The 26,856-nt window shown below is 30.3% G+C and carries 29 protein-coding genes and 4 tRNA genes; 11 read left to right on the plus strand and 22 right to left on the minus strand.

Annotated features, from left to right (window positions below):
- The first annotated feature begins 6 nt into the window (after positions 1-6).
- The gene (locus AJN56_RS04255; RefSeq protein ID WP_002778908.1) at positions 7-168 is read left to right on the plus strand and encodes a hypothetical protein; all 162 of its coding nucleotides are present in this window, start codon (positions 7-9) and stop codon (positions 166-168) included.
- 3 nt (positions 169-171) lie between these two features.
- Positions 172-1,041 carry a hypothetical protein gene (locus AJN56_RS04260; RefSeq protein ID WP_002868889.1) on the plus strand — a complete coding sequence of 290 codons (870 nt, stop codon included), beginning with the start codon at positions 172-174 and terminating at the stop codon, positions 1,039-1,041.
- Positions 1,042-1,060: 19 nt separating this feature from the next.
- Here the strand turns inward: AJN56_RS04260 and AJN56_RS04265 are convergent, their stop codons facing one another.
- From AJN56_RS04265 to exbB, 3 genes are read right to left on the minus strand one after another with little or no spacing between them, the layout of a single operon-like run.
- The gene (locus tag AJN56_RS04265) at positions 1,061-1,744 is read right to left on the minus strand and encodes an energy transducer TonB (protein ID WP_002856357.1); all 684 of its coding nucleotides are present in this window, start codon (positions 1,742-1,744) and stop codon (positions 1,061-1,063) included.
- Positions 1,741-2,130: a TonB system transport protein ExbD gene (gene exbD / locus AJN56_RS04270; RefSeq protein ID WP_002856059.1), complete on the minus strand. Its 390-nt coding sequence runs from the start codon at positions 2,128-2,130 to the stop codon at positions 1,741-1,743. Before exbD ends, AJN56_RS04265 begins: the two co-directional genes overlap by 4 nt.
- Positions 2,123-2,548 carry a TonB-system energizer ExbB gene (gene exbB, locus AJN56_RS04275; RefSeq protein WP_002868890.1) on the minus strand — a complete coding sequence of 142 codons (426 nt, stop codon included), beginning with the start codon at positions 2,546-2,548 and terminating at the stop codon, positions 2,123-2,125. Before exbB ends, exbD begins: the two co-directional genes overlap by 8 nt.
- 157 nt (positions 2,549-2,705) lie before the next feature.
- On the opposite strand from exbB, the gene AJN56_RS04280 reads away from it, so the two are divergent.
- The 4 genes from AJN56_RS04280 to AJN56_RS04295 all read left to right on the plus strand — a co-directional run bounded on the left by AJN56_RS04280 (position 2,706) and on the right by AJN56_RS04295 (position 6,820).
- On the plus strand, positions 2,706-3,449 hold the full coding sequence (locus AJN56_RS04280; protein WP_002856273.1) for a DUF4261 domain-containing protein: 744 nt from the start codon (positions 2,706-2,708) through the stop codon (positions 3,447-3,449).
- Positions 3,450-3,513: 64 nt separating this feature from the next.
- Positions 3,514-3,930: a PepSY-like domain-containing protein gene (locus tag AJN56_RS04285; protein WP_002856602.1), complete on the plus strand. Its 417-nt coding sequence runs from the start codon at positions 3,514-3,516 to the stop codon at positions 3,928-3,930.
- A gap of 260 nt (positions 3,931-4,190) precedes the next feature.
- Positions 4,191-5,441 (plus strand): aromatic amino acid transport family protein, encoded by a 1,251-nt coding sequence (locus AJN56_RS04290; RefSeq protein ID WP_002856631.1) that lies wholly within the window; start codon positions 4,191-4,193, stop codon positions 5,439-5,441.
- Positions 5,442-5,455: 14 nt separating this feature from the next.
- Complete coding sequence (locus AJN56_RS04295; RefSeq protein WP_002855898.1) at positions 5,456-6,820, plus strand: L-serine ammonia-lyase; 1,365 nt, start codon at positions 5,456-5,458, stop codon at positions 6,818-6,820.
- A gap of 7 nt (positions 6,821-6,827) precedes the next feature.
- On the opposite strand, the gene AJN56_RS04300 is transcribed toward AJN56_RS04295, so the two are convergent.
- The 7 genes from AJN56_RS04300 to AJN56_RS04330 form a co-directional block, all read right to left on the minus strand.
- Positions 6,828-7,349: a hypothetical protein gene (locus tag AJN56_RS04300; protein WP_002934257.1), complete on the minus strand. Its 522-nt coding sequence runs from the start codon at positions 7,347-7,349 to the stop codon at positions 6,828-6,830.
- Positions 7,330-8,340 (minus strand): bifunctional diaminohydroxyphosphoribosylaminopyrimidine deaminase/5-amino-6-(5-phosphoribosylamino)uracil reductase RibD, encoded by a 1,011-nt coding sequence (ribD, locus tag AJN56_RS04305; protein ID WP_011812810.1) that lies wholly within the window; start codon positions 8,338-8,340, stop codon positions 7,330-7,332. Before ribD ends, AJN56_RS04300 begins: the two co-directional genes overlap by 20 nt.
- A gap of 202 nt (positions 8,341-8,542) precedes the next feature.
- Positions 8,543-8,630: transfer RNA gene (locus AJN56_RS04310), tRNA-Ser, on the minus strand.
- Between the two features lie 21 nt (positions 8,631-8,651).
- Positions 8,652-8,725 (minus strand) — tRNA-Cys (locus AJN56_RS04315).
- Positions 8,726-8,743: 18 nt separating this feature from the next.
- Positions 8,744-8,832, minus strand: a tRNA-Leu gene (locus tag AJN56_RS04320).
- Positions 8,833-8,841: 9 nt separating this feature from the next.
- A tRNA-Gly gene (locus tag AJN56_RS04325) sits at positions 8,842-8,916 on the minus strand.
- 71 nt (positions 8,917-8,987) lie between these two features.
- A complete protein-coding gene (locus AJN56_RS04330) occupies positions 8,988-9,740 on the minus strand; it encodes a hypothetical protein (RefSeq protein WP_002856158.1) in 753 nt (250 codons plus the stop codon).
- A gap of 72 nt (positions 9,741-9,812) precedes the next feature.
- Between AJN56_RS04330 and mutY the strand changes: the two genes are divergently transcribed.
- A complete protein-coding gene (gene mutY, locus AJN56_RS04335) occupies positions 9,813-10,832 on the plus strand; it encodes an A/G-specific adenine glycosylase (protein ID WP_002868837.1) in 1,020 nt (339 codons plus the stop codon).
- Here mutY and AJN56_RS04340 read toward each other — a convergent pair.
- The gene (locus tag AJN56_RS04340) at positions 10,818-12,077 is read right to left on the minus strand and encodes an MFS transporter (RefSeq protein ID WP_070246163.1); all 1,260 of its coding nucleotides are present in this window, start codon (positions 12,075-12,077) and stop codon (positions 10,818-10,820) included. The two genes, mutY and AJN56_RS04340, sit on opposite strands and share 15 nt — an antisense overlap.
- Positions 12,078-12,242: 165 nt before the next feature.
- Between AJN56_RS04340 and AJN56_RS04345 the strand changes: the two genes are divergently transcribed.
- Complete coding sequence (locus tag AJN56_RS04345) at positions 12,243-13,100, plus strand: radical SAM/SPASM domain-containing protein (RefSeq protein ID WP_002855782.1); 858 nt, start codon at positions 12,243-12,245, stop codon at positions 13,098-13,100.
- On the opposite strand, the gene AJN56_RS04350 is transcribed toward AJN56_RS04345, so the two are convergent.
- From AJN56_RS04350 to AJN56_RS04365, 4 genes are read right to left on the minus strand one after another with little or no spacing between them, the layout of a single operon-like run.
- On the minus strand, positions 13,097-13,903 hold the full coding sequence (locus AJN56_RS04350; RefSeq protein ID WP_070246161.1) for an ABC transporter substrate-binding protein: 807 nt from the start codon (positions 13,901-13,903) through the stop codon (positions 13,097-13,099). The genes AJN56_RS04345 and AJN56_RS04350 overlap by 4 nt on opposite strands.
- Positions 13,900-14,676 carry an ABC transporter ATP-binding protein gene (locus AJN56_RS04355; protein ID WP_070246158.1) on the minus strand — a complete coding sequence of 259 codons (777 nt, stop codon included), beginning with the start codon at positions 14,674-14,676 and terminating at the stop codon, positions 13,900-13,902. Before AJN56_RS04355 ends, AJN56_RS04350 begins: the two co-directional genes overlap by 4 nt.
- A complete protein-coding gene (locus AJN56_RS04360; RefSeq protein ID WP_002851460.1) occupies positions 14,676-15,662 on the minus strand; it encodes a FecCD family ABC transporter permease in 987 nt (328 codons plus the stop codon). Before AJN56_RS04360 ends, AJN56_RS04355 begins: the two co-directional genes overlap by 1 nt.
- Positions 15,637-17,760, minus strand: a complete 2,124-nt coding sequence (locus AJN56_RS04365) for a TonB-dependent receptor (protein ID WP_052775633.1) — start codon at positions 17,758-17,760, stop codon at positions 15,637-15,639. Before AJN56_RS04365 ends, AJN56_RS04360 begins: the two co-directional genes overlap by 26 nt.
- A gap of 193 nt (positions 17,761-17,953) precedes the next feature.
- Between AJN56_RS04365 and AJN56_RS04370 the strand changes: the two genes are divergently transcribed.
- The gene (locus AJN56_RS04370) at positions 17,954-18,709 is read left to right on the plus strand and encodes a HugZ family heme oxygenase (protein WP_070246155.1); all 756 of its coding nucleotides are present in this window, start codon (positions 17,954-17,956) and stop codon (positions 18,707-18,709) included.
- Between the two features lie 13 nt (positions 18,710-18,722).
- Here the strand turns inward: AJN56_RS04370 and prfA are convergent, their stop codons facing one another.
- From prfA to AJN56_RS04400, 6 genes are all read right to left on the minus strand, one after another.
- Positions 18,723-19,790, minus strand: coding sequence for a peptide chain release factor 1 (prfA, locus tag AJN56_RS04375; RefSeq protein ID WP_002914364.1), 1,068 nt, complete (start codon positions 19,788-19,790; stop codon positions 18,723-18,725).
- 18 nt (positions 19,791-19,808) lie between these two features.
- Complete coding sequence (gene rpsT / locus AJN56_RS04380) at positions 19,809-20,072, minus strand: 30S ribosomal protein S20 (protein ID WP_002856547.1); 264 nt, start codon at positions 20,070-20,072, stop codon at positions 19,809-19,811.
- A 78-nt stretch (positions 20,073-20,150) separates the two neighbouring features.
- Positions 20,151-20,651, minus strand: a complete 501-nt coding sequence (locus AJN56_RS04385; RefSeq protein WP_002868833.1) for a phosphatidylglycerophosphatase A — start codon at positions 20,649-20,651, stop codon at positions 20,151-20,153.
- A 4-nt stretch (positions 20,652-20,655) separates the two neighbouring features.
- Positions 20,656-21,816, minus strand: coding sequence for a sulfate adenylyltransferase (locus AJN56_RS04390; protein ID WP_002868832.1), 1,161 nt, complete (start codon positions 21,814-21,816; stop codon positions 20,656-20,658).
- Positions 21,794-22,681, minus strand: a complete 888-nt coding sequence (locus AJN56_RS04395; protein ID WP_070246153.1) for a response regulator — start codon at positions 22,679-22,681, stop codon at positions 21,794-21,796. Before AJN56_RS04395 ends, AJN56_RS04390 begins: the two co-directional genes overlap by 23 nt.
- Positions 22,678-23,793 (minus strand): bifunctional 2-C-methyl-D-erythritol 4-phosphate cytidylyltransferase/2-C-methyl-D-erythritol 2,4-cyclodiphosphate synthase, encoded by a 1,116-nt coding sequence (locus tag AJN56_RS04400; RefSeq protein ID WP_002856129.1) that lies wholly within the window; start codon positions 23,791-23,793, stop codon positions 22,678-22,680. The genes AJN56_RS04395 and AJN56_RS04400 overlap by 4 nt, the downstream gene beginning before the upstream one ends.
- Positions 23,794-23,915: 122 nt before the next feature.
- On the opposite strand from AJN56_RS04400, the gene AJN56_RS04405 reads away from it, so the two are divergent.
- On the plus strand, positions 23,916-25,022 hold the full coding sequence (locus AJN56_RS04405) for an Mrp/NBP35 family ATP-binding protein (RefSeq protein ID WP_002868831.1): 1,107 nt from the start codon (positions 23,916-23,918) through the stop codon (positions 25,020-25,022).
- A gap of 25 nt (positions 25,023-25,047) precedes the next feature.
- Positions 25,048-26,208 (plus strand): tetrahydrodipicolinate N-succinyltransferase N-terminal domain-containing protein, encoded by a 1,161-nt coding sequence (locus tag AJN56_RS04410; protein WP_002868830.1) that lies wholly within the window; start codon positions 25,048-25,050, stop codon positions 26,206-26,208.
- 23 nt (positions 26,209-26,231) lie between these two features.
- Here the strand turns inward: AJN56_RS04410 and hisIE are convergent, their stop codons facing one another.
- Complete coding sequence (gene hisIE, locus AJN56_RS04415) at positions 26,232-26,855, minus strand: bifunctional phosphoribosyl-AMP cyclohydrolase/phosphoribosyl-ATP diphosphatase HisIE (protein WP_002868829.1); 624 nt, start codon at positions 26,853-26,855, stop codon at positions 26,232-26,234.
- Position 26,856: the final 1 nt, after the last annotated feature.

Here is a 26,856-nt window from a genome sequence, read left to right on the forward strand (position 1 = left end):
TGGAAAGTGTTAAAAATAATTTTGGTTTTAAGCATTTTGAGTTCTTTTGCTTTTGCAAATTCTTGTGCTAACTACGAGCAAGAACTTAAAAAGTGTAATTCTTTAAAAAATTCACATGAGAGAAAAATGTGTCGTTTAGGTTTATTTGCAAAATGTAAAAAAGGATGAATAATGAAAATCGATACTTCTACTAGTTTAACTCATTCTTTAACTAATAATGTTGATAAAAAAGAGCTTAGCGTATTAAAAAAAGAAGATCAAGATAAAATTCCCGTGCAAGATCTTTCGAGTTTAAATAGCGATAGTGTTAAGGTTGTTTTTGAAAATAAGCAAGGTGAACTTATAGCTTTAAATTTAAGCAATGAGAATTATAGTAGTTTACAAAAAAATTTCAGTTCTTATACGAATTATGTTGCTAGAAATGATGGTAGTATAAGGCTTAATGGCGAAGCAAACCAATTTGTTTCAAATTGGTTTGAAAGTGTAAAAGATAATTTTGGTTCTTTAAATTCAAATTTAAATAATAAACAACAAAGTGTAAAATTAAATTTTAATACAAGTACTCTTCAACAAAGTATGCAAAATTTAGGCTTTAAAACAAGCGATGAAAAAATATCTGATGATGCAAATATAGAAGAAAAATTAAATTTTTTTATTGATAAAGATGTAAATAAAGATGGTAAAGTTGATGATAGTGATGTTAAAGAACCTACCATGAGAGAAATTTTAAGCGACATTAAAGAAGCATCAGGTGGTGGAGCTAATGCTATGAAAACCATAGATCCGCAAAAAATCAATAAAAAAGATGATAGGGAAAATAATATCAAAGAAAAAGAAGACGAAGATTTGCTTCAAAAAGCTCAAGAAAAAGGTTTAAGTGCTTTAAGTGCTGATGAGCAGGCAAAGCTTGAGGCTAGTAATCCTGAAGAATTTGAAAAACTGAAGCAAAAATCTTTGCAAGAATTAAGTCAGAATTTAAGTAAAGATTTTAAAGATAAAATTGAAAATCAAGAAGCGCAAATTGTAGATAAGAGAGTGTAGTTTTTATAAAATTATAATTTCATCCTCTTAAGATTTTAAAATCATATATAATAGGTAGTGTAATTCTTAAATCTCCGTTATAGTGTGGAAAATTTAAAGAAGCTTTTCTTATGCTTTCTAAAGCACTTTTATCTAACAAATCATATCCCGAGCTTTCGATGATTTTTAAATCTGCTAAAGTTTTGTTTTCTTTCCATAAAAATTCTACTTTTACAGTTCCTTGCATACGCATTTTTTTTGCTTGCCTTGGATAAAATTGTGCTTGTTGTATAGCTTTTTGGATTTCTTTTAATACAGGGTGATTATCTTTTCCTTGTGTTAATTGAGTGATCTTAGGTTTGACATTTGTATCAGTTGTTTTTGCAAAAGTTTTAACTTCTTGAGTTGGTGCTATTGGGGTTTTATTTGGTATTGGGTGTGGAGGTATTTTTTTTACCTTTTTTTGAATTTTTTCAGGAGTTTTTTTAATAACTTTTGGCTGAGGTTTTGGTTTGATAGGTTCTATAATGGATTCTGTTGGTTTAGTCTCATTTGTTGGATTAGTTTGGGTAAATTGTTTTATTGCTAAAGAAAAAGAATCTTCATTTTTAATTTCCATTTTAAAAAAGTCATTTGAGTGAAAAATGACAAAAAGCAAAGGTATAAAGACTATAAAAGTTATATAAGAAGCTTGGTATTTATGATTTAAAAATAAAGTTTTCATTTGTTTTTCTCAGTAAGAATCTGAAAATTTTCATGTTCTTTGGCTTTTAAAAAATCTATAATTTTTACAAAGCTTTCAAATTTGGCATTTTTATCGCTTTTTAGTTCTACTATGGTTTTTTTATCAAGTGAAAAAATAGCATTTTTAACTTCATTTAAATCAGCTAATTTATCATTTAAATAAAAAGTATTTTTTTCGTCTATGGTTATAAGAAGTTTTTTTTTATTATTGCTTATATTGGTAGCATTTTCACTTGAAGGAAGTGAGATTTGAATTTTTCCATACGCAATAAAGGTTGAAATGCTAAGTACTATAGCAAGCAAAACAAGCATAATGTCTATAAATGGAACTATATTTAAACCTTCATTTTTTGGTAGTTTAAGCATTTTTATTTGCCTTATAAGCATTGCTTAATAGAGAAACTTTTCTAAGTAAGGCATTATAAGCCATTAAAGCAGGAATAGCAACCAAAAGTCCCAAAGCTGTAGCTTTAAGAGCCAAAGAAAGTCCTACAACTATAGATTTGACATCTATATTGCCCGCCAAGCCCATTTCGTAAAATGTAACCATTATGCCTATTACAGTGCCTAAAAGTCCTATATAAGGGGCATTAGAATAAATGATATATATAGTGGTTAAATTTTCACTAATTGCATCATCAAATTGCTCTTGATTCTCATAATTTTTAAAGTTAATTTTTCTAAAAAATAGCATTCTTTCTATGACACACCAAAAAGCTATAAATGCCATAATTCCTAGAATTAAAAAGATAATTAAGTCGATGTAATCTTTTAAAAATTCCACATTTTTCTCCAAAAATATACTTATAGATTTTAGAAGATTATACTATATAAAAAATAAATTTATAATTAATATCAATTATCATAATTTTTAAGAATTTCTTGTTTATAGTTTTTATTTTTATTAGGTTATAATTTATAAAAATTTAATAGGGTTTAACATGACTATAGATTTAAATCACAATTTTACCTCTTTTGTTCTTCTTGACGAAGTTGATTTTGATTTTTTGGAGTTAAAAAGCATTTTAGAAGATAAATTTAATATAAAAATAACTGATGAAAATTTTACCAAAGAGGGAGTGATTTTTTCATATGAAAATATGTTGATTACTCTAAATTTGATTAAAAATCCTATACCTAATCACGAAGCAGAATACTATGCAAATTTTAATTTTATGTGGAAAGATGCCTTAGAGCAAACTAAAAAACATAAAGCTCATCTTCTTATAGCGGTGCTAAGTCAAGATCAAAGCAAATTAGAACAAGCTAAAATGTTTACGAAAATTGCAGCTTTATGTTTGGATAATAAACATGCTTTAGGTTTTTATACAGGTGCAGTTGTTTTAGAGCCCAGTTTTTATATAGAAAATGCAAAAATGTTAGATGATAATCGCTTGCCGGTATATAATTGGATATATGTTAGTGTTTATCCTAGTGAAAATGGAGTTAATGCTTATACTTATGGGCTTAGAAATTTTGATAAATTAGAACTTGAAGTTTGTGATTTAAACATAGAAGAAAAAGAACTTTTCTTTTGTATTTATGATATTGTTTTGCATATTTTAACTTATGATATTAATCTAAAAGATAAAGATATTTTAAAATTTGAAGATGGAAAAGAAATAAAATTTATAAAAAGTCAAGGTATAAGTGTTGAGAATGAAAGCTTGAAAATTATTTTTTAAGTTTCACATTCACTTCACAGTTTTGAGTTAAACTTTCGCCAACCAAGACAAAAAAGGAGAAACTATGAAAGCAAAATTAACTTTACTTGCTTTGTTGGGTGCTACGGTGCTTTTAGCTAAAGATATGGTTGTTCCTGCTAGCGAACTTCCAAATAATGCCAAAGAATTTATTTCTAAAAATTTTAAAACCGCTCAAATTGGTTTGGTGAAAAAAGATATAGATTCTTATGATGTAATTTTAAATGATGGAACTGAAATTGATTTTATGATCAATGGAGATTGGAAAGAAGTTGATGGAAAATACAAGGCTTTACCACATACTATTTTACCTAGTGTTATGAAAAAAGTAAGTGCAACTCAACCAAATGCTCAAATTCTTGAAATAGATAAAGAAATTAATGGTTATAAATTTAAGTTTAATAATAACATGAAAGTTTATACGGATATGCAAGGAAATGTCCTAGGTCAAAAATTAGATTAATTTTTGAAAATTTAACTCCCTTAGAAAATTTGATGCAAAAATTTGGAAGCATAGTCTTCCAAATTTTTTCTTTTTTGATTGCAAAACCCAAAATATATTTAGTTTTAAAATAATACTTTATTGATACAAGTGATTGTTTTTTTATAAAATTAAATTTACAAAATGTTACATAAGATTTAAAATATTTTTTTTAAAAAATAATTATTTATAAATATTTTGCTAAAATAAAAGAGATGTAATCTTAAATTTAAGGAAGAATAATGAATACTCCTAAATGGACTAGTCACGATACAAGGTGGGTTTTATCTCTTTTTGGAACAGCTATTGGAGCCGGCGTACTTTTGTTACCTATTAGTGCTGGGCTTGGTGGATTGATACCTTTGTTAGTTATACTTGTTTTAGCTTTTCCTATGACTTACTTAGCTCATAGAAATTTATGTCGCTTTGTGCTTTCAAGTTCTAATCCAAAAGATGATATTACTTTTGTTGCAGAAAGTTATTTTGGCAAGGGCGGTGGATTTTTAATTACACTTTTGTATTTTTTTGCTATTTTACCTATTTTATTGGTTTATAGTGCTAATCTTACAACAACTTTGCTTGAGTTCTTAATCAATCAGTTTAATTTCAATGCAGATCTTACTCATGCTGCTCGTTGGTGGGTGAGTTTTTTGATTGTTGGAGTTTTGGTTTTGATTTCTATTCTTGGTGAAAATGTTGTAACAAAAGCAATGAGTTTTCTTGTTTTTCCTTTTATTATATTTTTATTTATTTTTTCATTGCTTTTAATTCCACAATGGAATTCATCATTATTTACAAATGTTGATTTTTCCGTAATTTCAACAAGTAATTTTTGGGTTACTTTATGGCTTGTTATTCCTGTGATGGTATTTAGTTTTAATCACTCTCCTATTATTTCTTCACTTGCTTGTTATTGTAAAAAAGAATATGGTGATTATGCTGAACCTCGCGCTAGAAAAATTATTTCTTTGGCAATTATTCTTATGGTTTTTGTTGTAATGTTTTTTGTTTTTTCTTGTGCTTTAACCTTTACACCAGAAGATTTTGCATCAGCAAAAGATCAAAATATCAATATTCTTACTTTTATAGCAAATAAATTTCCTGAAGTTTCTTTACTAGCTTATGTTGGGCCTATTGTTGCACTTGTGGCTATTAGTAAAAGTTTCTTAGGACATTATCTTGGTTCTCAAGAAGGCTTAAATGGCATTTTATATAAAGCAAGTAATGGTAAAATTCAAGGTAAATTCGCTCAAACTTTAACAGCGATCATTACCTTTGCTATCGCTTGGCTTGTTGCGTATAAAAATCCAAGTGTTATAGGAATTATCGAGGCTATTGGTGGTCCTGTTTTGGCTATTTTGCTTTTCTTAATGCCGCTTTATTGTATTTATCGTTTTGATATTTTGGCAAGATTTCGTAATAAATTTTTAGATCTTTTTATTTTGGTAATGGGGATAGTTGCAATTTCTGCTGCAATTCATGATCTTTTATAAATTAAGGATAAAAAATGAGTAATTTAAGCATTTTTAAAATAGGTGTTGGTCCTTCTTCTTCTCATACTTTAGGGCCTATGCTTGCTGGAAATTTATTTTGTAAAAAAGTCGCTAAAAAGCTTGATGAAATTGATAGAGTTGAGGTTACTCTTTATGGTTCTTTGTCATTAACAGGTAAAGGACACTTGAGTGATAAGGCTGTAATTTGGGGGTTAAATGGCCTAGAAGCTAAAAATTTAAGCGCAGCAATACAAGATGAAGTAAATAAAAATGCTATTGAAAATGCTCAAATTGATTTTTGTGGTGAGAAAAAACTTTGTTTTAATTATGAAAAAGATTTGATATTTTCCAAAGATTTTTTACCTTTACATGAGAATGGTATGAAGATTAAAGCTTATGATTGTAAAGGTGGGTTAGTTGATGAAGAAACTTATTATTCTGTAGGTGGAGGCTTTGTTTTAACAGCTGCACAATTAGAAAAAAAAGGTAAAAATTCCAATCAAAATAAAAAGAAAAAACTAGATATAGAGCTTAACAATGCAAAAGAAGCTTTAGAGCTTTGCGATAAAAGAGATTGGGATTTAGCAGAGCTTTCTTATCGTTATGAATTGCAATTTCACACTAAAGAGGAAATTCGTGCTTATTGTCTTGAAATTTGGGAAGTAATGCAAGAAGTGTATTATAATGGTACGCATCCAAATGAAGATTATTTGCCTGGAAAACTTCATTTAAAGCGTAGAGCCAAAGGACTTAAAGAAAGAGTGGCGATGACAGCTGATCCTATGGGCATTATAGATTTTATTTCTTTATATGCTATTGCGATTGCTGAAGAAAATGCTAGCGGAGCAAAAGTTGTAACCGCGCCAACAAATGGAGCATGTGCTGTTATCCCTGCTGTTATGCTTTATCTTAAAAATCATACTATAGGTTTTAGCGATGAAAAGGCTATAGAGTTTTTATTAACAGCAATGCTTATAGGTTCTTTTTATAAGAAAAATGCAAGTATTAGCGGAGCAGAAGCAGGTTGTCAAGCAGAAATTGGTAGTGCTAGTTCGATGGCAGCTGCGGCTATGGCAACAGTTTTAGGGGCTAATGCTTTTAAAGCATGCAACGCTGCTGAAATGGCAATGGAACATCATCTAGGTTTAACTTGCGATCCAGTTGCAGGACTTGTGCAAATTCCTTGCATAGAAAGAAATGCCTTTGGAGCTATTAAGGCTATAAGTGCTGCTAGAATGGCAATGACACGTAAATCTACTCCTATGGTAAGCCTTGATGAGGTTATAGAAACCATGTATGAAACAGGAAAAGATATGAATTATAAATACAAAGAAACTTCTTTAGGTGGTCTTGCTACAAATTTAAAAACAGTATGCTAAAGTGTTTTTACACTTTAGTGTATTTTTTCATCCTTTGACTTAAAAATTCTTTCATTTCTTCTTTGGAAAAACTTTTAAGAATACGAATTTGCTTAAAAAGCAAGCCAAGATTGATTGCTCCCATCACTAAAAGCAATAAGCAAATCATTAAAAAAACAAGATCTATGGCTCCAAATTCATTAATCATAGCCAAACTTGCAAAAAATACACTCGCTAATAATAAAAAAAATAAAAGCAATATTTGTTTTAATTTTGCCTCATTAAAATTATCACAATTTTGAGTGAAATTTCTAAAAAGTATGATCTTTTTACCCAAATTTGAAACTAAAATTTCATCATTTTCTTTAAATAAGCCTTCTTTTAAACTTTGATAAAAAAAGATTTCATTGTTTAAATTTAAAGCATCTTTGTAGCTTGATAAGGTGTAGTCTTTGTAAAAAAAGGATTTTAATTCATTTTTCTTTTCTATTTTAAATAATCTTAAATCATTTCTCGCATAAAAAAATCCACTAAAGTTCATAAATGCCATAAGTATCACTCCCTAAAAAATTCCTATAAAGTGGCTTGAAATTTAAAGGTATTGTAACATTTTTTTCATCATTTAAACTTGAACTTTGGAAAATCAAAAACATATCTATTCCATCTTTAAAGGTTTTGAGAAAATTTTCTCCACCCTCATACATTAAAAATTTTGCTTCACTTGGAATTTGGGTATAAATTTGGCGGTTTGGAACTTTAAATAAAGGGATATTTTTATCAAAATTATCTATATTTTGACGGCTTAAGATACAAAGATTAGGCGCTTTTGCTTTGCAAAGCCTAGCATCTAGTATAGGATGATCTTTTCTTATGGTTTCTCCACCGACTACAAGCAAATCAATCACCGCTCTAATTTTATGTGCATAAGTGCGACTTAGCTCATTGCTTACGATTTTGCCAAAAGGCGAGCCATTCATAGAAAGGGCTAATTTAAAAAGTTTAAATTGCCCTTTTTGCCATTTTAAAAAAGGTTTTAAAAGTTTTTTTCCTTCTTCTTTAAGTATGTCAAATTCAACCTCTATGCCTTGTTTTTTTAAAAATTCAGCCCCACCACTTGCGATTTTATTTCCATCTTTAACGCTGATGAAAATTTTTTTAAAACCTAGCTCGCTAAAGAGTTTTGCACAAGGAGGCGTTTTTCCTTGATGAGAGCAAGGCTCAAGTGTGACAAAAGCTATGCTATCTTTAAATACACCTTGATGGTTTTTGCAAATAAACTCATGCAAGGCGTTTGCTTCTTTAGGCAATGAAATTTCAGGTCTTAAGCTTTTAAAAGCATGAGTTATGGCATTAAGTTCTGCATGAGCTAATCCAGCTTTTTCATGAGCTTTTATGGCTAAAATTTTTCCATTTTTATCTAAGATTACACAGCCTACAGCCGGATTTGGATAGGTTAAAAACTGATATTTCCAAGCCTCATTTAAGGCTAAATTCATATAAAATTCTTTCATTTGCCTACCTTGTATTTTAAAATTTGACATATTTTTAAAATTTTATATTTTTGTTTTAAGATAATAAATTCTAAATTTTCCATTTGTATTTCTTATTTTTAGTTATATTAGTTATAGTTTTTCTAAGTTTTTTAGGATATAACAAAAATAGTAAGACTGAAGTATTATTTTTCATTTGTAGTATCCTTTATAATTTCAGGAATGATATAATTGATAAACTAGAAAGTCTTGGTGGCCGGGAGAAAGGGATTCGAACCCCTGGAGGTGTGACCCTCAACGGTTTTCAAGACCGCCGCTTTCGACCACTCAGCCATCTCCCGATAAAGTAAAGTTTTGCCTTTTGGAGGCGACATCCGGATTCGAACCGGAGATCAAGGCTTTGCAGGCCCATGCCTTACCGCTTGGCTATGTCGCCCTGATAATGTTGAAAAAGTGGTGCCCGAGGCCGGACTTGAACCGGCACGGAAGAAAAATTCCGAGGGATTTTAAGTCCCTTGTGTCTACCAATTCCACCACCCGGGCGGGTGATTATGGAGCGGGAAACGAGATTCGAACTCGCGACCCCAACCTTGGCAAGGTTGTGCTCTACCCCTGAGCTATTCCCGCATAAATTTCTGAAAGAATTGAAGATAAAAGTATAGCAAAATAAACTTAAAAGGAGTTTATTTTGCCTTAAGTTATTTGCAAATAAATAAAGCTTTCGCGCTTAAAATTTGTTCTTTTTCGCTGATAATTGGAGATGAAAGTTCTATATTGTCAGATTTTGCATTTAACATTCTAGGTGTGATATTGGCATTTGTATTTACTTGTAAATTTTTCAATACACAAGTTTTATTAAGATCTAAAGAGTAAGTTTTTTCATATTCGTATGATGTTTTTAAAAGCTCTTTGTAGAGATTTTCTTTGTTGTTGTTTAGTGTATCTTTTGAAAATTTTGTTTGTATGGCTGGTGTTGAAACGCTGATGAAATTATTTTTAGCTATGATAGAATTGATGTCATTTAAAAGCTTGTTAAAATCTGCAAGTTGGTTTTCTTTAAATTCACATTCTAAATTCGCATCAAATCTTTGACCTTTTGGAGTTTGTATACCATCTTTATAGGAAAAATTAGGTTCTAAAGAAAAACTTCCTCCGCTACAAAAATTTTCTTTTTTTGAGCGTTCTAAAATTTGATTGAAAGTATTTGTGATTTCGGCTTTTTCACTATTGTCTAATGTGATTTTTGAGCTTAAATTTTCATTTGCCCAAAAATTAATATTTGCATATAAAATATCGGGTTTTAGTGTATTGCTTACTTCTATATTTCTTGAAAAATATAAATCATGATTAGAGTCTTTTTTGCCTAAAAATTCTACATTAAAAACTACTCCTGCAACAAAAAGTAATAAACATAAAAAACCTATACCTAAACCTTTAAAAAAAGCTAACATGGATATCCTTAATAATTTAATTTGAGCTAATTTTAGCAAAAAATTTTAAAATTTTTTGTTATACTCTCATTTATGCAAAAAAAAGAGCTTGAAAAACTACAAGAAAATTTACTTCTTTGGTATGAAAAAAATGGACGCAAAACTTTACCTTGGCGTAATTTACAAAGTCAAAATTGTGATGAAAGTTTAAAGCATATTGATAGAGCTTATGGAGTTTATATCAGCGAAATTATGCTTCAGCAAACTCAAGTTAAATCAGTTTTGGAAAGGTTTTATTTCCCCTTTTTGCAAAAATTTCCTACTTTAGAAAGTTTGGCTAATGCTAATGAAGATGAGCTTTTAAAGGCTTGGCAAGGACTTGGTTATTACACTCGTGCTAGAAATTTAAAAAAGGCAGCTTTAGAATGTGTGGATAAGTTTGAAGCTAAATTACCCAAAGAAGTTGAGGATCTAAAAAAATTAAGCGGTATAGGAGCTTATACAGCAGGTGCTATAGCTTGTTTTGGTTATGATCAAAAGGTTTCTTTTGTTGATGGTAATATACGCCGTGTGCTTTCTCGTCTTTTTGCTTTAGAAAATCCTAGCATGAAAGAACTTGAAAAAAGAGCTAAAGAGCTTTTAAATTTAAATCATGCTTTTGATCATAACCAAGCCTTGCTTGATATAGGGGCTTTGGTTTGTGTGAGTAAAAATGCAAAGTGTGGGATTTGTCCTTTGTATGATTTTTGTCAAGGCAAATTTCATACAGAGCTTTATCCAAGAGCTAAAAAAATACTTTATGAGAGTGTAAATTTAAATCTTTTTTTGTTTGAATTTAATAAAAAATTTGCCATAGGGCAAAGCCAAGATAAGCTTTATAAGGGTATGTATAATTTTCCTTTTTTTAAAGAAGGAGAGTATAAACTTTCTAAAGATATGGGTTTTGTAGGGGAGTTTAAGCACAGCTATACTAAGTATAAACTTAATATCAAGGTTTATCATCAAATTTTAAACAATGAAAATAAAAATTATGAATTTAAAACCTTAAAAGAGTTAGAAAGTACCGCACTTTCGGCACTTTCTTTAAAAGCGTTAAAATTAATTAAGCTCTGATTTTTTAGGCAAACATAAAGTAGCTATAAGCATGATGATTGTAAAAATAGCTATATATATAAAAAAGCCATTTTCTATACCTGCATTTTTAAATTGTAAAGCAACCCAAGGAGCAGATCCTCCAAAAACAGCATTTGAAATAGCATAACCCAAACCTGTCCCTAAAGCTCTTACATATTCAGGAAAAAGTTTTGCTTTAAAAATCCCAGCAACTGAAGTATAAAAACTTAAAATAACAAACAATAATACCACCAACATAAATGTCAAAGAAGGATTATTTTGTGCGTTATTGGCTATAAGTGAAAAAATAGGATAAATTCCTACCAATGCCAAAATACAAAATACAATTAAAGATCGTTTGTGACCTATTTTATCTCCTATATATCCAAAAAGAGGTTGAATGATCATTAGTATAAATAAAGCACCTAAGAAAAGATTATTAACAAGCATTTTATCCATACCCGTATTTTCCATAAAAGTTTTAGTATAAGTTGTAATGGTGTAAAAAGCTAAAGAACCTCCAGAGGTAACCCCAAGTACCATTAAAAAAGGTTTCCAAGATTTGCATAATGCCTTTAAAGTACCACGATCTTCATGCTGGTGAAGTTTTGTAGCACTTTCATTCATCATTTTTCTTACAAAAAGCGAGCCTAGTGCTAAAATTCCGCCTATTACAAAAAGTATTCTCCAAGCATAATCTTTCATATCATCAATGCTAAAAAATAAAAACATTATACTAATGCTTGCAACGGCCAAAAGTTGACCACCTATTAGGGTTACATACTGAAAAGATGAGTAAAAACCGCGTTTTCCTTCTGTAGCAAGTTCTGAAAGATAAGTAGCTGCTATGCCATACTCCCCGCCTACACTAAGACCTTGAATGAGTCTTGCTATTAAAAGTAAGATAATAGCAAGATCTCCCACTGTATCTTTGCTTGGCAAGGCTGCTATCATAAAAGAGCCCAAAGCCATTAAAACCACTGATATAACCATAGATTTTTTACGACCTACTTTATCAGCTAAAGAGCCAAAAAGCCAAGAGCCTATAGGACGCATAAAAAACCCTGCTGCAAAAACCCCAAAGGCATTGATTTGCTGGATAACAGGATTATCTGAAGTTGAAAAAGTATGAGCAAAATAAGTTGCTGTAAAAGCGTAGATATAAAAGTCAAACCACTCTACTAAATTTCCGCTACTTGCAGCAATAATAGAGCGAATTTTTTTCGTGCGAGTAAGCTCTTGCATAAACCCTTCCTTAATTTTAGATTTTTATTTAAGTATAGTGTGATTTTTGTTTAATATATTTAAAAATAAAGAAGAGAAATAAAAAAGATAAAAATATCGATAAAAATGTTACATATTTTAATAAATTTCATAAATTTTGGTAAAATGTTTACTCTAGGAAATATAATGAAATTTAAAAAAATATATATAGAATTAAGTGATATTTGTGGTTTAAAATGCGATTTTTGTCCTTCTCGAAAAGGAATTCGCGGGGTAATGAGTGAAGAAAAATTTCAAAACTTAGCTCATGAAATTTCTAATAAGGCTGAGCTTTTTACCTTTCATCTTTTGGGCGATCCTTTGCTTTTACCTAATTTGGAAAATTATCTAAAAATCGCAAAAAGTGAAGCTATGAAGCTTGAAATCACTACAAGTGGCTTTTATTTAAATTCTAAAAATCAAGCTTTATTGTTAGGGTATGAGAATATCCATCAAATCAATATTTCTTTAATGTCTTTTTTAAGTCAAAGCAAAATTTCTTTAGAACAGTATTTTAAGCCTATTTTAGAACTTTGCAAAAAGCATTTAGAGCAAAAAAGCCTTTCTTTTATCAATCTAAGACTTTGGAATTTAGATGCTAATTTTAAAGCACCTAAGTCAAATTTAAAAATTTATGAGTTTTTAGCCAAAGAATTTGAAGTTAAGATTGATACAAACTTAAGTAAAAATCGCTTGCAAAGACATATTTTGCTTCATCAAAATAAACTTTTTAAATGGCCAAATTTAAAAGATGAACCCCTTTATAAAAAAGGAAAATGTCATGCTTTAAAAGAGCAAATTGGGATTTTAAGTGATGGAAGTTTGGTGCCTTGCTGTTTGGATACTAAAGCAGATATTAACTTAGGAAATGTTTTTGAAAATAACTTTGATAAGCTTTTTAAATCACCGCGTATAAAGATGATGAAAAAAGCTTTTGAAGAAGATAAACGCATAGAAAAACTTTGTCAAACTTGCGAATTTTTTAAAGCAAGATTGGGTGATTAAAAATTGTTATTTTCTAGCTTTGTTTTAAATTCTTGAATTCTATCTATTATCTTAGGACTAAGACGTAATAATATAGGTGTATCTTTGTTAAAATAAATACTTCCTGTTTTAACTGCTTTGGTATTTTTCAATAAAGCATTTGTATCTAAAAGGTTGTTTTTAGCATTAATTCCAAGAATGAGTATGTCTGGATTTTGTTTCAGTATATATTCTGCTGATATAACAGGTCTTGAAATTTGACTTTGCGGACTTAAATTTTTAATCCCTATAAGTCTTAAAATATCAGCTATTAAAGAATTGTCATTAAAGGCCATTAAAGGGTTGCTAGAATAAAGATAAATCACACTTTTATTTAGGGGTTTATCGCTTAATTTTTTTAAATTTTGGGTAAATTCTTGTTTTAAAAGCTCTGCTTCTTTTTCTTTTTTGGTGATTTGGCCTAAGGTTGTGATATTTTTTGTTATATCTTCTAAACGCTCGGCTTTTAAATTGATACTTTTGATACCAAAATTTTTAAGTCCTTCTTCTAAATTTAAAGAATAAGAGCTTAAAATCACCAAACTTGGTTTTAATGCTACTATTTTTTCAAGTGAAGGATTTGAAAAAGTGCCTACACTTGTAAGTTTTGAGGTTTGATCTTTAGGATAGATATTTGAGTGTTGTAAAGTGGCAATGCCTACGATTTGATCTTCAGCCTTAAGCATAAAAAGGGTTTCTATGCTTGCAGGATCAAGCACTACAAGGCGTTCTTTTGCATTTAGTGTGATTAAAAACAAACTCATAATAATTAAAATTTTTTTCATTTTTTCTCCTTTAAAGCTAAAATATAAGGTTTAGAATTTTTATAAATAATCTCGCAGTTTAAATCATAAATTTCTTTTAAAATTTCTTGAGTAAAAAGCTCTTTGCTCGTTCCAAAATACTTTATTTCCCCTTCTTTTAAAAAAAGGATTTTATCGCAGAACATAGAAGCTAAATTTAAATCATGCAAGATAGCAACAACGGCTATATTTTTTTCTTTAACTAGTTTTTCGCAAAGACTTAAAAGCTCTATAGCATAGTTTAAATCAAGGGCTGAAGTGGGTTCGTCTAAAAAAAGAATTTTTGGCTTTTTAAGCAAAGCTCTTGCTAAAAGCATTCTTTGAAATTCACCCCCGCTTAAAGAAAGTATGCTTCTTTCTAGAAAATTTTCAAGTCTTAAATCTTTAGCAAATTTTTTAATTTCTAAAATATCTTCTTTAGAATAAGAACTAAAAGCGTGTTTTAAATTCGCATATTTACTCATTAAAAGCACATCGATGACTTTTAAGGGGGTGTTTAATTCTGATTTTTGAGGCACAAAGCCGCAAATTTTGGCAAATTCCTTAAGAGAAAAATCCTTGATATTTGTGTTAAAAAGACTTATTTCTCCTTTATTTGGGTTTAAATTTTTAAGTATAAGTTTTAAAAGAGTGCTTTTACCTGAGCCATTTGGCCCTAAAATTCCTATAAAAGCCTGATTTTTAAGTTCTAAATGAATGTTTTTTAGTAAATCTTTTTGGTGATAAGCAAAGTTTAAATCTTGTATTTTTAGCATTATAAAAATCTCCTAGCACTTAAAGCCAAGTATAAAAAAATAGGAGCTCCAAAAAATGCAGTTAAAATTCCAATCGGAATTTGCACAGGAGCTAAAAGAGTTCTTGCTAAAGTATCACAAATAAGTAAAAATAATCCTCCAAATGCTGTACATAAAGGGATAACTAAGGCATTATTATAATTTTTAAGCAAAAGTCTTATAGTATGAGGAATGATGAGTCCAACAAAGCCTATAAGTCCGCTAAAAGCAACCGCAAAAGATACAGCCAAGGATGAGACAATGAGTAAATTTATCTTTAATTTTTGAGCATTTACCCCTAGATTTCTAGCTTCATCATCTCCGCTTAAAAGTATGTTTAATTCGTTTTTATGAGCGTAAAAATAAAACAAACAAAAAATTAAAGGCAAGATTAAAATTCCCACACGAAACCAAGAAGCATTGCCTATATTTCCCATAAGCCAAGCGACTATTTTAAAAGAATCCTCGCCTATAAGATAAGTGAAAAAAGAAGTAAAAGCTCCTAAAAAAGATGAAGCTGCTATGCCGATAATGAGTAAAGTTGCTATAGAAGCTTTAGAAGAAATTTTAAAAACTCCTAGGGCAAAAAAGGCAGAGCAAACAAAACCTAAAATTCCATAATAATAATCATTTAATTTTAACAAATACGCCAAAACCGCTCCAAAGGTTGCCGCAGAAGCTATACCTATGATATAAGGATCAGCTATAGGATTTGAAAATACATTTTGAGTGATAGCCCCACTACTAGCTAAAAGCATACCGATTAAAATCGCCATTATAATCCGTGGTAAGCGTCCATCTATGATTATTTGTCTTAAAATTTCATCTTGGCTAAAGATATATGAAAAAAGCTCTTTTGGGTTTAAATTCTCATCTCCTAAGCAAAGTGCCGTAAAAGAAGCGATTATATAAGCTACCAAAAGCCCTATAATCACTAAAATTTTAGAATGCGTATTTAAATTCAACATAGTAGTTTCTGCCATTCCCAACTAGGTATTGATCATTTATACTGTCTTGATAGGTGTAGTATCTTTTATCGAAAAGATTGCGAATTCCTGCTAAAATTTGTAATTTTTTATAATTATATTTCATGCCAATATCTGTTAAAAAATAATCCCTTATCCAAGAATTTTTAGACATTTTTCCTGTATTTTCATCTATAGTGCCACCATCTTTTGCTCTAGAAAAATAGGTTAAATCAATAAAATTTGAGAAATTTTTATTCCAAGCGTATTCAAGCCCAGCTGTGGCTTTGATTTTTGAAACATAAGGAATTCTCATGCCGTCATTAACACCTTTAGAAATTTTAGCATCAAGATAAGTTAGACTTTCTCTAAAGATTAAATCATCATCTAAAAAATTTTGACTCAGGCTTAATTCTACTCCTAAACGGCGAGTTTGATCTATATTATAATATTTCCACCAAGATCCACTAGTAGAATGAGGGTTTCCAAGATAAGAAATTTCATCTTTGCTTAGGGTGTAAAATAAAGTTAGATTAAAGCCGTAAAAATCCCACCAAAAATCATCAATTCCTAGTTCAAAGGTATCAAAGATCTCAGGATTTAAATTTGCAGAATAATACTTTTGAGTTTTTTGATCCTTATTGACAAATTGTGCTGGACTTGGAGAGACAAAACCTCTTTCGTATTTGATATAAAGCTTTCCTGTGTCAGAGTATTTAAAGTTAGGGGTGATTTCAAAAGCAAAATTATTGGTGTTTTTATCGGTATCAAAAAGGGTTGTTGAGTCTGTGATCATAGGATTTGATGATGGCGGTTTTCCGTTCATACTCATTTCATTTCTATAAGATCTATTGGTATTATAAGTGCTAAATTCATATCTTGCTCCACCTGAAATACTAAAAATATCATTAAATTCATGAGAATCAAGAGCGAAAATAGAATGGCTTTGTTTAGTCATATCCATTAAAGTTGTCATCCTATGATAGTTTATAATAGGTGCAGCACTATAATACACCAAACTCTTTCTTTTTGCATCATGGTTTGCAAATTCATAACCAAAAATAAAATAAGAATTATTTGCATAATTTAGCTTATTTTTTAAACTTATCCCTGTAAGTGTGTCTTCAAAGCCACTTCCATTTTGATAAGCTGTAGTTCCCTTCATAGAAATTTCATCTTTTAGATAATTGATCTTTTGATTTTGCCAAAAAGCTTCTAGGTTAAATTCCCATATATCATCAAAATAGTAATGATAATCCAAAGAAATTTCAGGGCGATTGATTTGTGTGATATTGTCACTATTGCCTTTTTGGGTTGGATCGCTTTGAGCTTGTGCTTTTGTTAGATAGCCACTGCTGGTATTTTTGCTTTTAAAATAATTATAACCCAAAGTTAAATCGCTATTATCATTAATATCAATATAGGTTTTTGTGTTGATAAAATAACCTTTTTCATTATAACCTTCTTGATATCCATCAAGGTTAAAACTTTGTATATCAAAGCTAAAAGCTAAATTTTCATTTATTTGTTTGGCACCATTGATACCTAAATTTCCACCTAGTCCACCATGATCATAAGCACTGCTTTTTAAATTTATAGCAAAAGCATCTGATTTTTGTTTTTTTGTAATGATATTAATCACGCCACCTCTAGTACCACTTCCATAAAGCACAGATCCACCCCCAGGTATGATTTCTATGCGTTCTACATTATCTAAATTGATACTATCTAGTGGGGTTACACCATGGGAATTATCAAGAACATTAATAGCATGCCCATCAATCATAACTTTTACAGCTATATTGGATTTATTTCCTTGTCCACGCATATCTATATTGCGTCCAAGTCCAAAATTTACAAAACTAATGCCTGAAATTCTTTCTAAGGCTTGCTCTAAGGAAACATAACCTTTATTTTGTAGATCTTTGCCTTCTATGCTGATTACATTGCGTAAATTTGAATCCGCATCTTGTTCAAAACCTGTTGTACTAACAACAACTTTTTGTAGATTGATAGCTTCATTTGATTCTTGTGCATTTAAATTAGTTATTAGCAATAATGCAAATAAAGATAATTTAAAAGCTTTTTTATTTGGGTGCAAATTTTACTCCTTAAATAAAATAAATAATGATAATTTATATCATAATAATTTAGAAATAAATTTATCCTTTATTAACTTAATCTAGTATAAATTTTTGTTAAAATAGATAATTTATATATTTTAAGCGCTTTTTAATTTGATAATTGATACCATTTTTTTTAATATTTTATTTTAAAATCAAGAAAGGATAAAAATGAATTTTGAAAGCATTATTTCTCATATGAATGATCATCATAAATCAAATTTAGTCGATCTTTGTAAAAAATTTGGTGGTATTGAGCAAGTACAAGATGTTTTTCTAAAAAGTGTTGATTTTAATGGCTTAGATCTTGTTTACAATGATAAAGAAAATTTACGAGTGGAATTTCCTAAAAAAGCCGATGAAAACACGATTAAAGATGCTATAATATCCCTTTGCATGAGTGCAAAGAGCGAGCAAAATTTTAGTGGCGTAGAAAAAGAATTAAATGAATTTATGCTAAGTTTTAATTCTGTAGCTTTGGCAACTTTAAATGCAAATGGAGAAGTTGTTTGCTCGTATGCACCTTTTGTAAGCACACAATGGGGAAATTATATTTATATAAGTGAAGTAAGCGAACATTTTAACAACATCAAAGTAAATCCAAACAATATAGAAATAATGTTTTTAGAGGATGAGAGTAAAGCCGCTTCTGCGATACTTCGCAAAAGATTGCGCTATAGAGTAAATGCAAGCTTTTTAGAGAGAGGTGAAAGATTTGATCAAATTTATGATGAGTTTGAAAAACAAACCGGAGGAGAAGGAGGCATTAAAACTATACGCAAGATGCTTGATTTTCATCTAGTAAAGCTTGAATTTAAAAAAGGACGCTTTGTAAAAGGTTTTGGTCAAGCTTATGATATAGAAAATGGAAATGTTACACATGTAGGTGCTAGTGGAAATCCACATAAATTCCTACATAAGCATTAATTTATATAAAATCTTATAAATTTTGTTCTTGTAAAGCTTGGGCTTGATGATGAGTGATTAAAGGTTCTATGATTTCATCAAAAAGCCCATCTTGCATAATGGCATCTAAGCGATATAAAGTAAGATTTATTCTATGATCGCTGATACGATTTTGTGGAAAATTGTAAGTGCGAATGCGTTCACTTCTATCTCCGCTTCCTACTTGTGATTTTCTTGCTTCACTTTCTTTTGCCAGTCTTTCACTCTCTTGCATTTCATAAAGCCTTGCTTTTAGGACTTTCATCGCACTTTCTTTATTTTTGTGTTGGCTTTTTCCATCTTGATTGACTACAACTATACCTGTAGGGATATGAGTGATACGAACAGCTGAATCAGTAGTATTTACACTTTGTCCACCATGTCCTGAAGATCGCATAACATCAACTTTAAGATCGTTTGGATTGATTTCGATTTCTATATCATCAACTTCTGGCATTACTGCCACGGTGATAGCAGAAGTATGCACGCGTCCTTGGGATTCTGTTTGAGGAACTCTTTGAACACGGTGCGTTCCACCTTCATATTTAAGTCTTGAATAAGCTCCTGTTCCTTTAACAAGCATGATGATTTCTTTAAATCCACCTACACTTCCTTCACTAGAACTTACAATCTCAAGTTTATAGCCACGATTTTCAGCATATCTTGCATAAGCTTTTACAAGATCTCCTACAAATAAAGATGCCTCATCGCCACCTGTGCCTGCACGAATTTCAAGAAAAATATTTCTTTCATCATTGGGATCCTTAGGAAGAAGTAAAATTTTAATCTCTTCTTCAAGCTTTGGTTTTAATTCTTCTAAAGTTTTTAGTTCTTCTTTCGCAAGTTCCCCAAGTTCTGGATCGTTTAGCAAAGCTTTATTTTCTTCTATATTGTCTAAAGTTTTTAAATACTCTTTAGCTTTTAAAACGATAGGTTCTAAATTTTTTTGTTCTTTAGAGAGTGTAGTCATTTTACTGATATCGTTGATTATATCAGAACTGCTAAGAAGAGAATTTAACTCTTCAAAGCGTTTTAAAAAAGGATCTAGTTTGCTAGCTAACATTAAAAACTATATAGAAAATTATGCGATTTTATTTACTAAAAGGGCTAAGCGGCTTACACGGCGAGAAGCAGTTTGTTTTTTAATGAAACCGCGACTTACCATAGCATGAATGCTTTTATTAGCTACTTTTAAAGCTTCATTAGCAGCATTTTTATCTCCATTTGCTGCAGCTTCTCTTACGGCTTTAGTTATATTTTTAAGTCTTGTTCTATAGAATCTATTTCTTTCTGTTTTTTTAATAGTTTGTCTTGCTCTTTTTTCAGCAGATTTATGGTTTGCCATTTATATTTTCCTTTTTTGAAATTAAAGACTAAATTATATAAGAATAAAATTTAAAATTTAATTAATTTAAGCAAAATTTCAAAATAAATCTTTTAAATTTATATCCCAAAAAACTAAATTAAATTTAAGTAAAAATCCATAAATTACCGCACTTAAAAGTCCAGCAAACAATCCTGCTAGCATATCATCAAGCATTACACCTAGTCCGCCTTTGACTTTTTTATCTATCTTGCCAATAATAGAAGGTTTTGTAATGTCAAAGAATCTAAATAAAACAAAAGCCAAAACAAAATTGACTATCGAGTTTTCAACACTTGCTGCAATAGCACAAGCAAGAAAAACCCCAGCAACTTCATCGATAACTATGTGTTTGTCATCGTGAATTCCTGTTTTTTTTTCATAATCATCTATAACACGAATACTTGCAACAAAAATTAAAATGCTTAGTAAAAACAAAGTATTAATCCCAAGATATTTAAGTATAAAAAAAGCAGGTATTAAAGCAGCGATAGTACCAAAAGTCCCACTTGCCTTTTTTATAGAACCTGAATAAAAAAAAGTTAAAAATAATTTTTGCATTTTGTTACACCATATAAGACATTTGATAAATTTCTAAAAGTTTTTGATAAAATTCTTCATCATTTTTGTATTCTAAAATTCCATCAGTTGGAAAAAGCTCATTATAAATTTTTTGCATATTTTTTAATCTATTTGGAAAAAGAGAAGTTAAGATAACACTAGATACTTCCTTGCGCATGAAAATTGCTGGAGGAATGATACCCGCTCTTAGTAAATCTTTTAAAGACTGAGAATTATAGTGCAAATGGTGATGACAACCATGAGGGCAAGATCTTGTGCTAACAATCATGCGACATTGATCGCAAAATACAAATTCAGGCAAAACAATCACTTCTATGCCATAATCCTTGGAAAAATCATCAAGTATGGTTTTTGGTTGATTATCATCATAAAACATTCCAAGTCCTGTATGATTTTGTCCTACTACTAGTTTGGTACAACCTAAACTTTTTGCGATAATGCTTTCTAAGCCAGGATTTAAATGAGCGTGAAAAATATTAATATTTTTTAATGGAAAAATGAAAATTCTATCCGGTGGAAGATAGTTTTGAATAAATTTTTTCAAATATGCTTCTTTAAGTTCGAATTCAAACCCATTTACATCAAAAGATTCTACAAGAAAAATTACAACTAAATCTGCTTTATCAATAGTCCAACGAAACATTCTTTCATGGGCACGATGCAAAGGATCAAAACTTGAAACTATAGCAGTAATTTTTTGTGCATTAAGATTGTTTTTGATTTGTTGAAAATTTTCTTTTATTTTTTCAATTTGAGAATTATAAATTTCTATTTTTCCACTTATGCAAGTTGTTCCCATGTCTTCTAAAGAGCAAGTGTTAGGACTGAAAATATCAGAAAAATTTTTATTATTTTTAAATTGGCTTTTAAAATCTATATGTCCTACTACTTTTTCATCTAGCATGAGATCGATTCTATCGCCAGATTTTATATCATTTAGTGCTTCTTCGGCATTTTTTGGTGCAAAGCTTAAGGGATAGGGAAAGCTTTCTCCTTTAAATTTTCCTGATTTAATGATTTCATTGACTTCTTTTTCATTCATTAAATGAGTGCAAGTGCCTAGCAAACCTTCTTTAATAAGTGATAAGATGCCAAATTCATTTTGATCTATGGTAATGTTTTTATTTTTTCTTGCTGATTTCATATTTCTTCCTTTTTTCCCATAAAGATTTACGTGAAATGCCTAATTTTTTTGAAAGATCAGTATCAGGAAATATATTTTGGTAATTTATAATAACATATTTTACATACTCATCTATGGTTAAAATTTCATTGCTATCGATATTTTTTTCATTATCATTTAAATTAATGCAGTTTATTTTTAAATCATCTGTATTTGAATTGGTATGCAAAATAACATTTTTGTTTTGTATAAAATCTAGGAGTTTTTCCTTTTCTGCTGCTTTTAATGCTTGAAAATTACTCAAAAATAAGAGATTGTTTTCTGCGGGAAGTTTCATAACTTTTTCAACTGAATTTGTAGATGTTAAATCAATAAAAGAAAGAGTAATGTCACATTCATTTGCATAATTAAAAACAAAAGCATCAGCACTGCTTTGCTTGTTGGATTTTAATATCAATGGAAGTTTTAATTTTTTATAATTATACTCTGGAATTTTTATTGTTTCTAATCTTGATTTGATATAGCTTTGATAAGCTTTATTAAGGATTGAAAGTTTTCTAAAATCCTGATAATGCTTTATTTTTCTAATCAGCTCTTCTATCATAAAGGGTTTTTGAATATAATCACTAGCACCTAATTTCAAAGGATTTGAGACTGTATCTGTACTTATATAAGAAATAAGCAAAATAATAATACTATGTTTAAACTGACCTACGGCCTTTAAAAAATTATTAGTATTTGTAGAAAGCAGTACAATATCATAGTATTTTTCACCATTGTATTCATTAAACGAGTTGATAATTTCACAGCTATATCCAGCATCACTTAGTTTAATGCTAATGCTTTGCGCTAGATAAATTTCATTTTCAATAATTAAAACTTTCATAATCTTGTCCAATCAAAATATTTTAAATTTACACTACTAAGCACTGCCATACCTTCTTTTCTTCCAATAAAACCCAATTTTTCCGTTGTTGTGGCTTTAACATTGATTCTAAATTCATCTAAATCTAAAGTATGAGCTATATTGCTTTGCATAGCTTGTTTAAAGTCTTTAAGTTTAGGGCTTTGTGCCATGACGCAAATGTCTATATTAATGAGTTCAAAACCTACTTCTCTGACTTTATCATAAGCCTGTTTTAAAAGCTCCATGGAGTTGGCATTTTTAAATTTCATATCAGTATCAGGATAAAGCTCTCCTATATCTCCAAGTCCTGCAGCACCTAAAATCGCATCAGTTAAAGAGTGAGCTAAAACATCTCCATCGCTGTGTGCTTTAAGCCCCATAGTAGGATGAATTTGCACTCCTGCTAAAAGCAAAGGGCGATTCTCTCCAAATTCATGCACATCAAAACCATTGCCAGTAAAAATTTCAAAGCTAGGTGTAGGCAAATCAAGCTTTTTAAGATCTTCTTTAAAGGTTAGTTTTCTTGCATTTTCTTCACCTTCAACAAACCAAATTTTTCCACCCATTGCAGCTATAGCTGTGCTATCATCTGTAAATTCTAGGTTTTGATCCAAGGCTTTTTTAAGCAATTTGGTTTTAGAAATTTGCGGGGTTTGAATGAGTTTGATTTTTTCTCTTTGCAAGGCTTCATTGTCAAAAAGTGTTGTATCTGCAACTTTTAAAGCAGGGGTAATACAATCTGCTTTATCTAAATTTTCAATCAAACGATCAAACAAATTTTTACTCACCAATACCCTTGCTACATCACTTACCATAACAAATTCGCTATCTATGAGCTCTAAGGCTTTTTTTAAGGATTCTGCTCTGGTATCACCACCTTCTATGAATTCATAGTTTTTAGTAAATTTTTTCATATAAGAAATATTACTAGAGGTAACAACTATTTTTTTAAAAGGATAAAAAGAGCTTAAATTTTTTGTTGCATAAAGCCAAAGAGGGTCATTTCCAAGTCGTAAAAATTGTTTTTTTACCTTTGTGTTAAAACGAGTAGAATTTCCAGCTGCTAACATAATGAGGCTAATTTCACTCATTTTTTTATTCCTCTTTTTAATATTGTTGGTTTTTATAATGTTACCATATTATACACTTATAAAAAGCTAAATTTTATCATTTTATTAGTAAAATTGATTTTTTTAAAAGACAAGGAAAAAATATGAAAGAACAAATTTTAGAGAAATTAAAAACTGTAAAATATCCTGGTTTTGAAAAGGATATAGTGAGTTTTAACTTTGTAAAAGATATTAAAATTCAAGATGATGGTGTATTCATTGATATAGAAATCGTTTCAGCAAATCCTGAAGTAGCTAATGAAATTCGTAAAAATGCTACTGAAGCTTTATCGAGTTTGGCTTTAAAAAATATCGAACTTAATATCATCACTCCAAAAATTCCTGAAGAAAAAAGTAATTCAAGAAGTGGAAAAAATATCGCTCCACAAGTAAAAAATTTCATCATGGTTTCAAGTGGAAAAGGTGGTGTGGGTAAATCTACAACTACAGTAAATTTAGCAATTTCCATGGCTAAAATGGGAAAAAGAGTAGGGATTTTAGACGCGGATATTTATGGGCCAAATATTCCAAGAATGCTAGGAGAAACCAAAACTCAGCCTGAAGTAGTAGGGCAGAGATTAAAGCCTATTTTAACTCATGGTGTTTATATGATGAGTATGGGGGTTTTGATCGAAGAGGGTCAAGGTCTTATGTGGCGTGGAGCTATGATTATGAAAGCAATCGAGCAACTTTTAGCTGATGTGATTTGGCCTGAACTTGATGTATTGTTTTTAGATATGCCTCCAGGAACAGGCGATGCACAAATTACTTCTGCGCAAAGTATTCCTATTACTGCAGGAGTTTGTGTAAGCACGCCTCAAACCGTATCTTTAGACGATAGCAAAAGAGCTTTAGATATGTTTAATAAACTTCATATTCCTATAGCGGGTGTGATTGAAAATATGAGTGGATTTTTATGTCCTGATAATGGTAAAGAGTATGATATTTTTGGTAAAGGAACAGCTGAAGATATGGCAAAAGCCTATAAAAGTGAAGTTTTAGCACAAATTCCTATAGAAATGATAGTAAGAGAAGGTGGAGATGAAGGCAAGCCTGTGAGTTTTTATCACCCTGAAAGTGTGAGTTCAAGGCGTTATTTAATGGCGGCCGAAAAAATTTGGAGTTTTATAGAAAAGATTAACAATGAAGGTGGTGCGGATAATTCTGCTATACAACCTGTGATGAATGGAAAAAGTGCGTGTTCGCATTAAAAATTAAGTGGATAAGGAAAAGAAAATGATTAATACTAAAGAAGATTTTTTACTTTTAATCAAACAAATCGAGCAAAAAAGTGGTTATAAAAAACCTAAAGCTTTTGGTATAGCAAGGCTTGATAGAGGACAGCTAAATAAAAATAAAATCTTGCAAGCAAGTTTTGCTTTGATTAATTACGAGCAAAATTTTGGCTCAGCAGCAATCATGCTTGAAGCTTTTATGCAAAGGGGCGTGGAGATTGATTTTAATGCGAGTGAGTTTGTGCAAACTTTAAAATTAGAAGATATTGATTTTGCACTTTCTTGTTTTAAACCTTTTTTAGAAGAAGAAGGGCATCAAAATATTGATTTATTAAAGATTATCAAAGATAAATTTAAAGACGATGAGTTTGCTTTTGTTTGTCTTTTTGAAGATAAAGAACCTTTAAGTGTAGAAAGTGTTTATCTAAAACTTTATTTGCTTTCTACTAAAAAAGTACCTTTAAGAAGTATCAATCTAAATGGAGCTTTTGGACTTTTAAGCAATGTAGCTTGGAGTGATGATAAGCCTATCGAGCTTGAGTATTTAAGAGCAAATGAAATGCGTTTAAAAATGAGCAATCAATATCCAAAAATCGATTTTGTTGATAAATTCCCAAGATTTTTATCGCATATTATCCCTGAGGATAATACAAGAATTTTAGAAAGTTCCAAAGTAAGAATGGGTGCATCTTTAGCAGCAGGAACAACCATCATGCCAGGGGCAAGTTATGTGAATTTTAATGCAGGCACAACAGGAGCTTGTATGGTTGAAGGGCGTATTAGCTCAAGTGCTATAGTAGGAGAAGGTTCTGATGTAGGTGGTGGAGCTTCGATTTTAGGTGTTTTAAGTGGAACAAGTGGCAATGCTATAAGTGTAGGTAAGGCTTGTCTTTTAGGAGCTAATTCAGTTACAGGAATTCCTTTAGGGGATAATTGTATAGTTGATGCAGGTATTGCGGTGTTAGAAGGAACGAAATTTTTACTCAAAGATGCCGAAGAACTTGCTAAACTTAATCCTTATTTTAATTTTGATAAAGAAATTTACAAAGGCTTAGAGCTTAAAGGTTTAAATGGGCTACATTTCCGTCAAGATTCTATAAGTGGTGCTATGATAGTAGCTTTAAATAAAAAAGCAGTCAAACTTAACGAAGCCTTGCATTGATATAAATTCATTTACATAAAGCTTTAAGCTTTATGCCTTTCTTTCAACTTTGAAATCACATCTGAGAAACTAAGATTTGCATCTGCAAGTAAAACACTTAAATGATACATTAAATCCGCTGCTTCACAAATAAGCTCTTCTTTATCTTTTACTGTCGCTGCTAAAGCTGTTTCTACGCCTTCTTCACCAACTTTTTGTGCGATGCGTTTTGTGCCACTTTTGAAAAGTTTTGCTGTATAAGAAGTATTTTCATCGGCATTTTTGCGTGCATTGATAAGCTTTTCAAGTCTGGCTAGAAAAACAAAATCCGCATTTTTAGAAATTTTTTCAAAACAAGAAATATCGCCCGTATGACAAGTAGGTCCTACAGGATTTGCTAAAATTAAAAGCGTGTCATTATCACAATCTAAGCTTAAATCTACGATATTTAAGAAATTTCCACTTTCTTCACCCTTCATCCAAAGACGCTGTTTTGTGCGTGAAAAAAAGACTACTTTGCCACTTTCTAAGCTTTTTTCTAAGGCTTCATTATTCATAAAGCCTAGCATTAAAACTTCACAAGTTTTTGCATCTTGGATGATGACAGGTAAAAGATGATCCACTTTTTGCCAAGCAATTTTTTCATTAAGTTCTTTGAAATTTTGCATA

Source organism: Campylobacter sp. BCW_4319, from assembly GCF_001764435.1.
Taxonomy (GTDB): domain Bacteria; phylum Campylobacterota; class Campylobacteria; order Campylobacterales; family Campylobacteraceae; genus Campylobacter_D; species Campylobacter_D jejuni.